Source organism: Variovorax sp. P1_H2, assembly GCF_056405295.1.
Genome location: NZ_JBFUCJ010000156.1, coordinates 1 through 12,390, shown reverse-complemented (window position 1 = coordinate 12,390; position 12,390 = coordinate 1). Strand labels below are relative to the sequence as shown.

General features: G+C 68.3%; 13 protein-coding genes and 1 pseudogene. 11 read left to right on the top strand and 3 right to left on the bottom strand.

What is annotated here, in order from left to right; translation table 11 throughout:
• The 3 genes and pseudogenes from AC1D2E_RS32230 to AC1D2E_RS32220 form a co-directional block, all read left to right on the top strand.
• Positions 1 to 249 (top strand): annotated as a pseudogene (locus AC1D2E_RS32230) (zinc-binding alcohol dehydrogenase family protein); the annotation flags it as partial.
• 12 nt (positions 250 to 261) lie between these two features.
• Positions 262 to 621 (top strand): cupin domain-containing protein, encoded by a 360-nt coding sequence (locus AC1D2E_RS32225; protein ID WP_478201168.1) that lies wholly within the window; start codon positions 262 to 264, stop codon positions 619 to 621.
• Positions 622 to 682: 61 nt separating this feature from the next.
• The gene (locus AC1D2E_RS32220; RefSeq protein ID WP_478201167.1) at positions 683 to 1,663 is read left to right on the top strand and encodes a Bug family tripartite tricarboxylate transporter substrate binding protein; all 981 of its coding nucleotides are present in this window, start codon (positions 683 to 685) and stop codon (positions 1,661 to 1,663) included.
• Positions 1,664 to 1,681: 18 nt separating this feature from the next.
• Here the strand turns inward: AC1D2E_RS32220 and AC1D2E_RS32215 are convergent, their stop codons facing one another.
• Genes AC1D2E_RS32215 through AC1D2E_RS32205 form a run of 3 tightly spaced genes read right to left on the bottom strand, consistent with a single transcriptional unit; the run spans position 1,682 to position 4,031 of the window.
• Positions 1,682 to 2,533: a fumarylacetoacetate hydrolase family protein gene (locus tag AC1D2E_RS32215; protein ID WP_478201166.1), complete on the bottom strand. Its 852-nt coding sequence runs from the start codon at positions 2,531 to 2,533 to the stop codon at positions 1,682 to 1,684.
• A gap of 20 nt (positions 2,534 to 2,553) precedes the next feature.
• Complete coding sequence (locus tag AC1D2E_RS32210) at positions 2,554 to 3,300, bottom strand: SDR family NAD(P)-dependent oxidoreductase (protein WP_478201165.1); 747 nt, start codon at positions 3,298 to 3,300, stop codon at positions 2,554 to 2,556.
• On the bottom strand, positions 3,297 to 4,031 hold the full coding sequence (locus AC1D2E_RS32205) for an SDR family oxidoreductase (RefSeq protein ID WP_478201164.1): 735 nt from the start codon (positions 4,029 to 4,031) through the stop codon (positions 3,297 to 3,299). The genes AC1D2E_RS32210 and AC1D2E_RS32205 overlap by 4 nt, the downstream gene beginning before the upstream one ends.
• 165 nt (positions 4,032 to 4,196) lie before the next feature.
• On the opposite strand from AC1D2E_RS32205, the gene AC1D2E_RS32200 reads away from it, so the two are divergent.
• From AC1D2E_RS32200 to AC1D2E_RS32165, 8 genes are all read left to right on the top strand, one after another.
• Complete coding sequence (locus AC1D2E_RS32200; RefSeq protein ID WP_478201163.1) at positions 4,197 to 4,904, top strand: FadR/GntR family transcriptional regulator; 708 nt, start codon at positions 4,197 to 4,199, stop codon at positions 4,902 to 4,904.
• Between the two features lie 48 nt (positions 4,905 to 4,952).
• On the top strand, positions 4,953 to 5,948 hold the full coding sequence (locus AC1D2E_RS32195) for a sialic acid TRAP transporter substrate-binding protein SiaP (protein WP_478201162.1): 996 nt from the start codon (positions 4,953 to 4,955) through the stop codon (positions 5,946 to 5,948).
• Between the two features lie 9 nt (positions 5,949 to 5,957).
• Positions 5,958 to 6,515 (top strand): TRAP transporter small permease, encoded by a 558-nt coding sequence (locus AC1D2E_RS32190; RefSeq protein WP_478201161.1) that lies wholly within the window; start codon positions 5,958 to 5,960, stop codon positions 6,513 to 6,515.
• 191 nt (positions 6,516 to 6,706) lie between these two features.
• Positions 6,707 to 8,101: a TRAP transporter large permease gene (locus tag AC1D2E_RS32185; protein WP_478201160.1), complete on the top strand. Its 1,395-nt coding sequence runs from the start codon at positions 6,707 to 6,709 to the stop codon at positions 8,099 to 8,101.
• 36 nt (positions 8,102 to 8,137) lie between these two features.
• Positions 8,138 to 9,664: a UxaA family hydrolase gene (locus AC1D2E_RS32180; protein ID WP_478201159.1), complete on the top strand. Its 1,527-nt coding sequence runs from the start codon at positions 8,138 to 8,140 to the stop codon at positions 9,662 to 9,664.
• Positions 9,665 to 9,668: 4 nt separating this feature from the next.
• Positions 9,669 to 10,610 carry an SMP-30/gluconolactonase/LRE family protein gene (locus AC1D2E_RS32175; protein WP_478201158.1) on the top strand — a complete coding sequence of 314 codons (942 nt, stop codon included), beginning with the start codon at positions 9,669 to 9,671 and terminating at the stop codon, positions 10,608 to 10,610.
• Positions 10,611 to 10,615: 5 nt separating this feature from the next.
• Complete coding sequence (locus tag AC1D2E_RS32170) at positions 10,616 to 11,674, top strand: malate/lactate/ureidoglycolate dehydrogenase (RefSeq protein WP_478201157.1); 1,059 nt, start codon at positions 10,616 to 10,618, stop codon at positions 11,672 to 11,674.
• A gap of 95 nt (positions 11,675 to 11,769) precedes the next feature.
• Positions 11,770 to 12,174, top strand: a complete 405-nt coding sequence (locus tag AC1D2E_RS32165) for a YjjA family protein (protein ID WP_478201156.1) — start codon at positions 11,770 to 11,772, stop codon at positions 12,172 to 12,174.
• The last annotated feature ends 216 nt before the right edge of the window (positions 12,175 to 12,390 follow it).

Sequence of the window (12,390 nt, the reverse complement as noted above, 5' to 3'; positions counted from 1 at the left end):
ACCCAGGACCGCGCGGTGCCCTTCGACATCTTCGCCTTCTACCGCGGCATGCACACCTATGTCGGCATCGATTCGCTGGCGATGGATTGCATCGCGGCCACCGCCCAGCTCGATGCGATGCGCGAGGGCTTCGAGCGCGGCACGCTGAAGCCCTTTCCGGTGGCACGCGCCTTCACGCTCGACCAGGCGCTCGAAGCCTACCGGCTGGTGCTGTCGGGCAGCACCGACCGCGTCGTGCTGCGGCCCTGAGGAGACGCCGCGATGCACCTGACCCGATTCGACCAGGCGCCGGCCTACGAGGCGCCGAACCATTTCGACATGCGCTGCCTGCGCCTGCAGGGCAAGGAGGCCGGGCCGTCGACGCAGATGTGGATGGGCATGAGCCAGATCCTGCCGGGCGGCCACACCACGCTCGACGGCTCGCCGATCGAGAAGCTCTACCTCGTGCTCGAGGGGCGCCTGACCGTGGTCTCCGAACTCGATGGCCGCCAGGAAGAGCAGGAGCTCGGCCCCTACGACAGCTGCCGCTTCGCGCCGGGCGAGAAGCGGCAGCTGCTGAACCGCAGCCAGCGCCCGGTGCGGGTGGCGCTGGTCATGGCCAACGCGCCGCCGCAGGCTTGAGCCGGCGCCCACCGCATTCGTCGTTCTTCATTCCACACACGATTCCTACGGAGACAAAAACATGACGACATTCTTCTTCGGCCGTCGCCAATGGCTGGCCGCCGCGATGGCCCTGTGCGCCTTTCCGGCGGTACAGGCACAGGGCGACTGGCCGCGCGGCCAGACGATCCGGATGGTGGTGCCGTTCACGGCCGGCAGCGGCACCGACATCGTGGCCCGGCTGGTGGCCGAGCGGCTCGGGCCCGCGCTCGGCACCAGCGTCATCATCGACAACAAGCCCGGCGCCGGCGGCACGCTGGGCGCCGCCCAGGTCGCCAAGGCGGCGCCCGACGGCTACACGCTGCTGATCCATTCGGCGGGGCACCTGGTGAACCCGTCGATCTATCCGGGCCTCACGTACGACACGCTGAAGGACTTCGCCGGCGTCACGCCGCTGGCCAGCCTGCCCAACGTGCTGGTCGCCCCTCCCAACCGCTTCGCCGACGTGAAGGACCTGGTCGCGCAGGTCAAGGCCAGGCCCGGCAGCTTCAACTACGCGTCGGCGGGCAACGGCTCGGCGACCCACATGAACGCCGAGGTGTTCCGCCTCGCCGCCGGCCTGCAGGCCCAGCACGTGCCCTTCCGCGGCACGCCCGAAGCCATGACCGAAGTGATGGGCGGACGGGTCGACTGGTTCTTCGCACCGATGGTGTCGGCGCTGCCGCTGATCAAGGACGGGCGCCTGAAGGCGCTGGCGGTCGGAACGGCCAAGCGCTCGTCCGTGATGCCGCAGGTACCGACCACGGTCGAGGCCGGCGTGCCGGGCTCCGAGTACCTGTTCTGGGTCGGCCTGTTCGCGCCCGCCAAGACGCCGCGGCCGGTGGTCGACCGGCTGCAGGCCGAGGTGGGGAAGATCATGGCGGCGCCCGATCTGAAGGAACGGCTCGACAAGCTCGGCGCCGAGCCTTTCACGATGCCCTCGGCGGAGTTCGACAGGTTCCTGGCCGACGAGACCGCCAAGGCCCAGCAGGTGGTCAAGGCGGCCGGGATCAAGGTGGACTGAGGCCTGCGAGGCGCGCCCTCAGAGCTTGAAGGGCACCACTTCCTGGCGCTGCTCGCCGAGTCCTTCGATGCCGAGCGTCATCACGTCACCCTTCTTCAGGAACACCGGCTGCGGCTTCATGCCCATGCCGACGCCCGGTGGGGTGCCGGTGGTGATGATGTCGCCCGGTTCCAGCGTGTTGAGCTGGCTGACGTAGCTCACCAGCTTGGCGACGTTGAAGATCATCGTCCTGGTGTTGCCGGTCTGCACCCGCTTGCCGTTGAGGTCGAGCCACATCGCGAGCTTCTGCGGGTTGGGCACTTCGTCGCGCGTGACCAGCCAGGGTCCGATCGGGCCGAAGGTGTCGAAGCCCTTGCCCTTGTCCCAGGTCAGGCCGCGCTCGAGCTGCCACTCGCGTTCGCTGACGTCGTTGATGACGCAGAAGCCCGCGACGTAGTCGAGCGCATCCTTCTGCGAGACCCAGCGCGCGCGGGTGCCGATCACCACGCCGAGCTCGACCTCCCAGTCGCCCTTGACCGAGCCCTTGGGCAGCATCACGGGGTCGTTCGGCCCCTGGATGCAGCTGACGGCCTTGGTGAACACCACCGGCTCCTTCGGGATCGGCATGCCGGATTCCGCGGCATGGTCGGCGTAGTTGAGGCCGATGGCGATGAACTTGCCGACCTTGGCCACCGGACAGCCGAAGCGCGGCTTGCCCCGCACCAGCGGCAGCTTGTCGACCTTGAGCTTGCGCAGCTTGGCCAGCGCGGCATCGCCGAGCTGGTCGGGGCCGATGTCGCCGACCACCGCGCTCAGGTCGCGCAGCTTGCCTTCGGCATCGACGAGCCCGGGCTTCTCCTTTCCGGGGTTGCCATAGCGAACGAGTTTCATGAAAGTCCTTTCTTGTGGAATCAGTAAGTGGAGCGACCGCCCGAGAGGTCGAAGGTCGCGCCGGTGGAAAAAGAGCAATCTTCGGTGCAAAGCCAGGCCACCATCGCGGCCACTTCCTCCACCGCGCCGAAACGCCCCATCGGGATCTTGGACAGCATGAAGGCGATGTGATCGGGCGTCATCTGGTCGAAGATCGCGGTCTTGACCGCGGCCGGCGTCACGCAGTTGACGCGGATGCCGGTGTCGGCGAGTTCCTTGCCGAGCGACTTGGTCAGSGCGATCACSSCGGCCTTGCTCGCGCTGTAGGCGCTGGCGTTSGGATTGCCYTCCTTGCCSGCMACCGASGCRATRTTGACGATGCGGCCCCAGCCCTGGGTGCGCATCTGGCCGACGACCTCGCGGCAGCAGATGAAGAGGCCCGTGAGGTTGACCTCCATGACCTGGCGCCAGGCGTCGACCGGGTAGTCCCACAGCCGCGTGTTGGGCCCCGTGATGCCGGCGCTGTTGACCAGCGCATCGATGCGTCCGGCCTGCGCCAGCGTGGCCGCCACGGCCTTGGCCACCGAGGGCTGCTGCGTGACGTCGACCGTCAGCGCACAGGCCTTGGCGCCGAGCGCCCAGGCCGCCTTGGTGGCGGCCTCGGCGTCGCGGTCCCACACCGTGACGCTGCCGCCCGAGGCCAGCAGCCGCTTGGCGATGCCGAAGCCGAGGCCGGTGGCGCCGCCGGTGACGACCGCATGCCGGCCGTTGAAGTCGAGCTGGTTCATATCATGATGCCGCCGTCGACCGTGAAGGCCTGCCCGGTCGCGAAGACGGACTCGTCGCTGGCCAGGAACACGATCACCGGGGCGATCTCCTCGGCCCGCGCGAGCCGGCCCATCGGCTGCCGCGCGATGAAGGCGCGGCGCGCCTCCTCGGGGTCGGCATTGGCGTTGATGCGGTCGCCGAGCGAGGGCGTGTCGACCGTGCCGGGGCAGACCGCATTGCAGCGGATGCCCTGGGTGACGTAGTCGGCGGCGACGCTCTTGGTGAGCCCGAGCACCGCCGCCTTGGTGGTGCCGTAGACGAAGCGGTTCGGCAGGCCCTTCATGCTGGAGCAGACGCTCGCCATGTTGATGATGCTGCCGCGGCCGGCCGCGAGCATGCCCGGCAGCACCGCCTGGATGGTCCAGAACTGGGCCCGCACATTGAGGTTGAAGGCGAACTCGAGCTCGGCGTCGGCAGCGTCGAGCACGCTGCCGTTGTGCACCACGCCGGCGCAGTTGAAGAGCACGTCGAGCGTCGGCAGCGTCTTCACCAGCGCAGCGATGGCGGCCTTGTCGAGCACGTCGAGCTTCGCGGTCCTGACGTTGGCGACGCCGGCAAAGCGCTCGAGCAGTTTCTCGTTGACGTCGGTGGCCCACACCTGCGCGCCCTCGGCCGCGAGTGCGAGCACGCTGGCGTGGCCGATGCCCTGTCCGGCCGCGGTGACGAGCGCGGTCTTGCCCTGGAGTCTCATGGGATGTCCTGTTCTCGAAGCTGGTAGCGATGGTGATGCCGCGGGGCCGCGCCGGCTTCAGGGTTTCGCCCGATGGCCCGGCTCCAGTGCGGATCGTATTCTGAATTGGCCTTACCACTTGTCCAATTCAGGACAACCCTTAAACCCCTCCCCTCGAAACCCCACGTGCCGCTGCAAACCGTCGAGCCCCAGCGCCTCTACCGGCAGATCGCCGACCAGCTGCGCACGCTGATCGCCCGTGGCGAGTTCGCGGTCGGCGCGCGGCTGCCGGCCGAGCGCGAACTCGCCAAGACGCTCGGCGTCAGCCGGCCTTCGGTGCGCGAAGCCCTGATCGCGCTCGAGGTCGAGGGCTGGGTCGAGGTACGCACCGGTTCGGGCGTCTACGTGCTCGACCGCTCGCACCGGACCGCGGCGCCCGTGGCGGCGGCCGAATGGGGCCCGCTCGAGCTGATCCGCGCGCGCCGCGTGGTCGAGGGCGAGACCGCGGCATTGGCCGCCACGTCGGCCAAGCGCCGCGACGTCGATGCGATGTCGCACGCGATCGAGACCATGCGCGAGATGGCCGACCGCAACGTGATGCCGCTCGAGGGCGACCGGGCCTTCCACCTCGCGATCGTCGACGCCTGCGGCAACGTGGTGCTGTCGGAGACCGTGCAGGGCTTCTGGGATTCGCGCAACGGTCCGATCTTCACGCGGCTCGGCGGCTACTTCGAGACCGTGAAGTCCTGGCGCAGCGCGATCGCCGAGCACGAGGCCATCCGCGATGCCATCGCCGCCCGCGACGCCGACGCCGCCCGCAGCGCGATGCACGCGCACATGGACAAGTCGCACCAGAGATTCAGCGCGAGCTGGCGCCGCGCGAAGGCCTCCTGATCCCAGCCAAGTCGGCTCTTCCTTCCCCACCACAACGGAGACAAATCGATGACCAGCAAACGCCTCGCCCTCAAGACCCTCGCTGCCTGCGCCATCGCGGCCGGCGCGCTCGGCGGCTTCGGCCTCGCCCAGGCCCAGACCAAGCTCAAGTGGGCCCACGTCTACGAGACCTCCGAGCCCTTCCACAAGTACGCGGTCTGGGCCGCCGAGGAGATCAAGAAGCGGACCGGCGGCAAGTACGAGATCCAGGTCTTCCCGGCCTCCAGCCTGGGCAAGGAATCGGACATCAACCAGGGCCTGACCCTGGGCACGGTCGACATCATCCTGACCGGCGCGAGCTTCGCGGGCAACACCTACAAGCCGCTCGCCGTCACCTACTTCCCGTTCATCTTCCGCGATTCCGAGCACCTGCTGAAGTACGCGCAGAGCGATGTCTTCAAGGAACTCGCCAAGGGCTACGACGACAAGAGCGGCAACCACATCACGGCGCTCAACTACTACGGCGCGCGCCAGGTGACCTCGACCGCGGCCAAGCCGGTGGCGAAGCCGGAAGACATGAAGGGCCTGAAGATCCGCGTGCCCGACGCGCCGGCCTACCTGGCCTTCCCGAAATCGCTGGGCGCCAACGCGACGCCGATCGCCTTCGCCGAGGTCTACCTGGCGCTGCAGAACGGCACCGTCGATGCGCAAGAGAATCCGCTGCCCACGATCGAGGCCAAGAAGTTCTTCGAGGTGCAGAAGAACATCTCGCTGACCGGCCACATCATCGACTCGCTGCTCACGGTGGTCTCGGGCCAGACCTGGGAGAAGCTCTCGGCCGACGAGAAGAAGGTCTTCACCGAGGTCATGCAGGAGGCCGCCGAGAAGACCGGCCGGGAGATCATCGCCTCGGAGATCCGCCTCACCGACGAGTTCAAGAAGAAGGGCAACAACGTCATCACGGTCGACAAGAACGCCTTCCGCGAAGCGGTGCTCAAGAACACCAAGCCGACCGACCACGGCTACCGCCAGCAGGACTACGACCGCATCCTCGCGATCAAGTAGGGCGCACCGATGACCGAGCAGAAGATCATCGACGACGAAGGCCACTTCCATGCCGAGGACGAAGTGGTCGACCTCTCCGACACCATCGCCGAGGGCTGGATCGCGCTGGCGCTGTTCTGGCTGCTCGGCCTCACGGTGTTCTACCAGTTCGTCACGCGCTACGTGATGAACGACTCCGCCGCCTGGACCGAGGAGGTCGCGCGCTACATGCTGATCGGCGTGGTCTTCATCGGCGCGGCGATCGGCGTCTCGAAGAACAACCAGATCCAGGTCGACTTCTTCTACCGCCACATGCCCAGGGCGATGGGCCTGTGGATGTCGAAGGCGGTCGACCTGGTCCGCATCGCCTTCTTCGCCGGTGCGGTGGTGATGACGGTGCAGATGATGCTCAAGATCGGCGGCCGCACGCGCATGACCATCGTCGACCTGCCGATGAACATCGTCTACGGCCTCTGCCTGTTCGGCTTCGCCGCGATGGCCTGGCGCTCGGTGCAGGTGGCGCGCATCCACTGGCGGCGCGGCTACAGCGTGCTGGAACGCCCCGAATCCACCCTGGCGGACCACTAAAGACCTTGCGGGACAGACCAAGAAACTGCGCAGCAGTTTTTGCTCTGTCCTCGACCTACTGAGACCTTGCGGGACAGACCAAGAAACTGCGCAGCATTTTTTGTTCTGTCCTCGACTTATTGAGACCTTGCGGGACAGACCAAGAAACTGCGCAGCAGTTTTGCTCTGTCCTCAACTGACTAAGAGACCCCATGCTCAAGATCTTCTTCCTGGTCTTCATGGCCGGCGGCATCCCGGTCGCGATCGCAATGGCCGGCGCCTCGCTGGCCTACATCCTGATGTCGGGCGGCCTGCCGCCCTTCGTCGTGATCCATCGCATGGTCAGCGGCATCGACAGCTTCCCGCTGCTGGCCGTGCCCTTCTTCATCCTGGCCGGCAACCTGATGAACAACGCCGGCATCACGACCCGCATCTACAACTTCGCGCTGGCGCTGGTGGGCTGGCTCAAGGGCGGCCTGGGCCACGTCAACGTGCTGGGCTCGGTGATCTTCGCCGGCATGAGCGGCACCGCGATCGCCGATGCCGCCGGCCTCGGCACCATCGAGATCAAGGCCATGAAGGAGCACGGCTACGACACCGAGTTCGCGGTCGGCGTCACGGCCGCCTCGGCCACGCTCGGGCCGATCATTCCACCCAGCCTGCCCTTCGTGATCTACGGAATGATGGCCAACGTGTYGGTCGGCGCGCTGTTCCTGGCCGGCATCCTGCCGGGCGCGATGATGGCGATCCTCATGATGCTCACGGTGGCCTACTACGCCCACAAGAACAAGTGGGGCGGCGACGTCAAGTTCTCGAGCACGCGGCTGTTCAAGGCGCTCAGCGAGCTGGCCGTCGTGATCGGCTGGCCGCTGCTGATGTGGGTGGCGATCGGCTCGCTGGGCACGCCGCCGCAGATCACGGTCTTCGCCGGGCTGGCCGCGCTGTTCGTGCTCGACCGCATCTTCCGCTTCGAGGCGCTGCTGCCGATCATGACGCCGGTGCTGCTGATCGGCGGCATGACCACCGGGCTCTTCACGCCCACCGAGGGCGCGATCGCGGCCTGCGTCTGGGCCATGATCCTCGGCTTCGCCTGGTACCGCACGCTGTCCTGGAAGATGTTCGTCAAGGTCTGCCTCGACACCATCGAGACCACCTCGACCGTGCTCTTCATCGTCGCCGCCGCCTCGATCTTCGGCTGGATGCTGACCGCCACCGGCGTCACCGCGGAGATCGCGAGCTGGGTGCTGGGCTTCACCGACAAGGCCTGGGTCTTCCTGCTGCTGGCCAACCTGCTGATGCTGTTCGTCGGCTGCTTCCTGGAGCCCACCGCGGCGATCACGATCCTGGTGCCGATCCTGCTGCCGATCGCCACCCACCTGGGCATCGACCCGATCCACTTCGGCCTGGTGATGGTGCTCAACCTCATGATCGGCCTGCTGCATCCGCCGATGGGCATGGTGCTGTTCGTGCTCGCACGGGTGGCGGGCCTGAGCTTCGAGCGCACCACCATGGCGATCCTGCCCTGGCTGGTGCCGCTGCTGCTGAGCCTGGCCATCATCACCTACATGCCGTCGCTGGTACTGTGGCTGCCGAAAATGTTCTTCTGATCGACACCCGGCCGGCCAAAGAAAAGGACACACACGATGAACCCCTTCATTCGACTCCATCCCGCCGACGATGTCGTCATCGCGCGCGGCCAGCTGGTCGGCGGCACGCCGGTCGAGGGCGTGACGGCGCGCGGCCTGATCCCGCCCGGCCACAAGATCGCGGTGCGCGCCATCGCCGAGGGCGAGCCGGTGCGCCGCTACAACCAGATCATCGGCTTCGCGAGCAAGCCGATCGCGCCCGGCGAGCACGTGCACACGCACAACCTCGACATGGGCCCCGACAAGGGCCACTTCGAGCGCGACTACGCCTTCGGCGCCGACGTCAAGCCGCAGCCGGCGCGGCGCGAGGCCAGCTTCATGGGCATCCGCCGCGCCGACGGCCGGGTCGCGACCCGCAACTACATCGGCGTGCTGACCAGCGTCAACTGCTCGGCCACCGCGGCCCGTGCGATCGCCGACCACTTCTCGCGCAAGACCAACCCGGCGGCGCTGGCCGACTACCCGAACGTCGACGGCGTGGTGGCGCTCACCCACGGCACCGGCTGCGGCATGGACACCGGCGGCTTGGGGCTGCAGCTGCTCGAGCGCACGCTCACGGGCTATGCCACGCACCCCAATTTCGCGGCCGTGCTGGTGGTCGGGCTCGGCTGCGAGGCCAACCAGATCAACGCCTGGCTGGCCACCGGCCACCTGAGCGAAGGCGAGAACTTCCGCGTCTTCAACATCCAGGACACCGGCGGCACGCGCAAGACGGTCGAGAAGGGCGTGGCGCTCATCAACGAGATGCTGCCGCGCGCCAACGCCGTGAAGCGCGAGCCGCTGAGCGCTTCGCACATCACGATCGGGCTGCAGTGCGGCGGCTCGGACGGCTATTCGGGCATCAGCGCCAACCCGGCGCTGGGGGCCGCGGTCGACCTGCTGGTGGCGCACGGCGGCACCGCGATCCTGTCGGAGACGCCCGAGGTCTACGGCGCCGAGCACCTGCTGACGCGCCGCGCCGTGCGGCGCGAGGTCGGCGAGAAGCTGGTCGAGCGCATCCGCTGGTGGGAGCACTACACCGCCATCAACGAGGGCGAGATGAACAACAACCCCTCGCCCGGCAACAAGGCCGGCGGGCTCACGACCATCCTCGAGAAATCGCTCGGCGCGGTGGCCAAGGGCGGCACCAGCAACCTCGAGGCGGTGTACGAATACGCCGAGCCCGTGACCGCGCACGGCTTCGTCTACATGGACACGCCGGGCTACGACCCGGTCAGCGCCACCGGCCAGGTGGCGGGCGGCGCCAACATCATCTGCTTCACCACCGGCCGCGGCTCGGCCTACGGCTGCGCGCCCTCGCCGTCGCTCAAGCTCGCCACCAACTCGGCGCTGTGGCAGCGCCAGGAAGAGGACATGGACATCAACTGCGGCGAGATCGTCGAGGGCACGGTGTCGATCCAGGAGATGGGCCAGCGCATCTTCGAGCTGGTGCTGGCGACCGCATCGGGTGAACCGTCGAAGAGCGAACGCCATGGCTACGGACAGAACGAGTTCGTGCCCTGGCAAGTCGGCGCGGTGATGTAGCGCGATGGCCTCATCCCATCAAGCGCCATTCGGCACGCTCGAAGGCACCGGCATCGAGAAACTCGATCCGCGCTTCAACCGCCTGGTGCCCGGGCCCGAGAAGGTCGAGCGGCTCTGGACCGGCGCCCGGTGGTGCGAAGGGCCCGCCTGGTTCGGCGCCCATCGCACCCTGGTCTGGTCCGACATCCCGAACAACCGCATGCTGCGGCTCGACGAGCGCAACGGCACGGTCGCGGTGTTCCGCGAACCGGCCGACAATTCGAACGGCAACACGGTCGACCGCCAGGGGCGGCTCGTGACCTGCGAGCACCTGACACGGCGCGTGACGCGCACCGAGCACGACGGCAGCCTCACGGTGCTGGCCTCGCACTGGCGGGGCTTGCGCCTGAACTCGCCCAACGACGTCGTGGTGCACTCCGACGGCGGCATCTGGTTCACCGACCCGAGCTACGGCATCCTGACCGACTACGAAGGCTTGAGCGCCGAGAGCGAGATCGGCGCCTGCAACGTCTACCGCATCGATCCCGCGAGCGGCGCGGTCGAGCGCGTCGCCGACGATTTCGTCAAGCCCAACGGGCTGGCCTTCTCGCCCGACGAATCGATGCTCTACATCGCCGACACCGGCGCCAGCCATGCGGACGACGGGCCGCGCCACATCCGCCGCTTCGCGGTCTCGAGCGATGGCCGACGGCTGGGCGACGGCAGCCTGTTCGCGGAATGCACGCGCGGCCTGTTCGACGGCTTCCGGCTCGACACCCAGGGCCGCATCTGGACCAGCGCCGCCGATGGCGTGCATGTCTACGATCCCGACGGCAGCCTGATCGGCAAGATCCTTCTGCCCGAGCGCGTGGCCAACGTCTGCTTCGGCGGCCCGAAGCGCAATCGCCTCTTCATCTGCGCCACCAGTTCGCTCTACGCCATCACAGTCAACGCCAAGGGAGTTTGATTCACATGTCGCAAACACTGCAAGCCGCCTTCCTGCGGACCCAGGTCGCCCGCATCCTCGAAGCGGCCGGCAGCACGCCGGCCGAGGCCGCGCAGGTCGCCGCCAACCTGGTGCTGGCCAACCTGAGCGGCCACGATTCGCATGGCGTCGGCATGCTGCCGCGCTATGTCGATGCAGTGGCCGAAGGCGGGCTGGTCCCGAACGCGGCCGCCAAGATCAACCTGGACACCGGCGCCATGCTGGCGCTCGACGGCCAGCACGGCTACGGGCAGATCGTCGGCGTGCAGGCGATGGAGCTCGGCATCGCGCGGGCCCGGCAGCACGGCAGCTGCATCCTGTCGCTGGCCAGCGCGCACCACCTCGGCCGCATCGGCCACTTCGCCGAGATGGCGGTGGCCCAGGGGCTGGTGGCGATGCACTTCGTCAACGTGCTGTCGCGGCCCGTGGTCGCGCCCTGGGGCGGCGGCGACGGCCGCTTCGGCACCAACCCCTGCTGCATCGGCGTGCCGCTCGCCGGGGCCGAGCCTTTCATCCTCGACTTCGCGACCAGCCGCGTGGCGCAGGGCAAGATGCGGGTGGCCTACAACAAGGGCGAGCGCGTGCCGCCGGGCCACCTGATCGACGAGCACGGCGCACCGACCGACGACCCCGGTGTGGTGGTCGTGCCGCAAAGCAACGGCTTGTTCGGCGCCCTGATGACCTTCGGCGAGCACAAGGGCTACGGCATGGCCGTGGCCTGCGAACTGCTCGGCGGCGCGCTGACCGGCGGTGGCACCTGGCACCGGCCGGCCGACACGGCGCGCACGGTGCTCAACGGCATGCTGGTGGTGCTGATCGACCCGGCGAAGCTGGGCACGCAGGCGAGCTTCGAACAGGAAGCCAAGGCCTTCGTCGACTGGCTGCGCCAGAGCCCGCCGGGTGCCGGCTTCGACGCGGTGCAGATCGCGGGCGAGCCCGAGCGCAAGGCCCGCGCGACCCGCGAGCGCGAGGGCATCTGGCTCGACGACGCGACCTGGGGAGAAATCGTGGAGGCGGGGCGCAAGGTCGGAGTCACGGTCGCCTGAGCACGGCGACCACCAACTGTTTCAATGTCGTCGCGGCGGGGCCGCGGGCTTGCGCTATGGTTTCCCCAACCATTCTCGAAGCACAAGGAGCCGGCATGAACCCCATCCGACAACGTTTCATGCGCGTCAGCGCGATCGCCCTGCTGCTCGGCAGCGCGGGCTTCGCGCAGGCCCAGTCGCTCGACATGCTCAAGGGCCTGGCGGGCGGCGCGACCGGCTCGATGTCCGCGGGCAGCATCGGCAACGCGGCCGGCGTGATCGAGTACTGCCTCAAGAACAACTACCTGAGCGCCGACGGCGCCTCCGGCATCAAGGACCAGCTGATGGGCAAGATCCCGGGCGGCAAGCCGGCCTCGGACCCGGGCTACGTCGACGGCTCGCAAGGCATCCTGACCGGCACCGACGGCAAGAAGATGGACCTGACCGGCGGCGGCCTGAAGCAGGAAGTCACGCGCAAGGCCTGCGACTTCGTCCTAAAGCAGGCCAAGGGCATGCTTTAGTAGGCCCCCACGCTCCCTCACTGCGTGTGGTCGCTGCCCCCCGAGGGGGCCGCAGGCCGCCTTGGGGCGGCCCGGCGCCGGCCTGGCCCCCACGCTCCCYCACTGCGTGTGGTCGCTGCCCCCCGAGGGGGCCGCAGGCCGCCTTGGGGCGGCCCGGCGCCGGCCTGGCCCCCACGCTCCCTCACTGCGTGTGGTCGCTGCCCCCCGAGGGGGCCG

What these genes read in the sequence shown, in the direction of transcription:
- AC1D2E_RS32225 (WP_478201168.1), top strand. Translation starts at nt 262, where the DNA reads ATGCACCTGACCCGATTCGACCAGGCGCCGGCCTACGAGGCGCCGAAC.
- AC1D2E_RS32220 (WP_478201167.1), top strand. Translation starts at nt 683, where the DNA reads ATGACGACATTCTTCTTCGGCCGTCGCCAATGGCTGGCCGCCGCGATG.
- AC1D2E_RS32215 (WP_478201166.1), bottom strand. Translation starts at nt 2,533, where the DNA reads ATGAAACTCGTTCGCTATGGCAACCCCGGAAAGGAGAAGCCCGGGCTC.
- AC1D2E_RS32205 (WP_478201164.1), bottom strand. Translation starts at nt 4,031, where the DNA reads ATGAGACTCCAGGGCAAGACCGCGCTCGTCACCGCGGCCGGACAGGGC.
- AC1D2E_RS32195 (WP_478201162.1), top strand. Translation starts at nt 4,953, where the DNA reads ATGACCAGCAAACGCCTCGCCCTCAAGACCCTCGCTGCCTGCGCCATC.
- AC1D2E_RS32190 (WP_478201161.1), top strand. Translation starts at nt 5,958, where the DNA reads ATGACCGAGCAGAAGATCATCGACGACGAAGGCCACTTCCATGCCGAG.
- AC1D2E_RS32180 (WP_478201159.1), top strand. Translation starts at nt 8,138, where the DNA reads ATGAACCCCTTCATTCGACTCCATCCCGCCGACGATGTCGTCATCGCG.
- AC1D2E_RS32175 (WP_478201158.1), top strand. Translation starts at nt 9,669, where the DNA reads ATGGCCTCATCCCATCAAGCGCCATTCGGCACGCTCGAAGGCACCGGC.
- AC1D2E_RS32170 (WP_478201157.1), top strand. Translation starts at nt 10,616, where the DNA reads ATGTCGCAAACACTGCAAGCCGCCTTCCTGCGGACCCAGGTCGCCCGC.
- AC1D2E_RS32165 (WP_478201156.1), top strand. Translation starts at nt 11,770, where the DNA reads ATGAACCCCATCCGACAACGTTTCATGCGCGTCAGCGCGATCGCCCTG.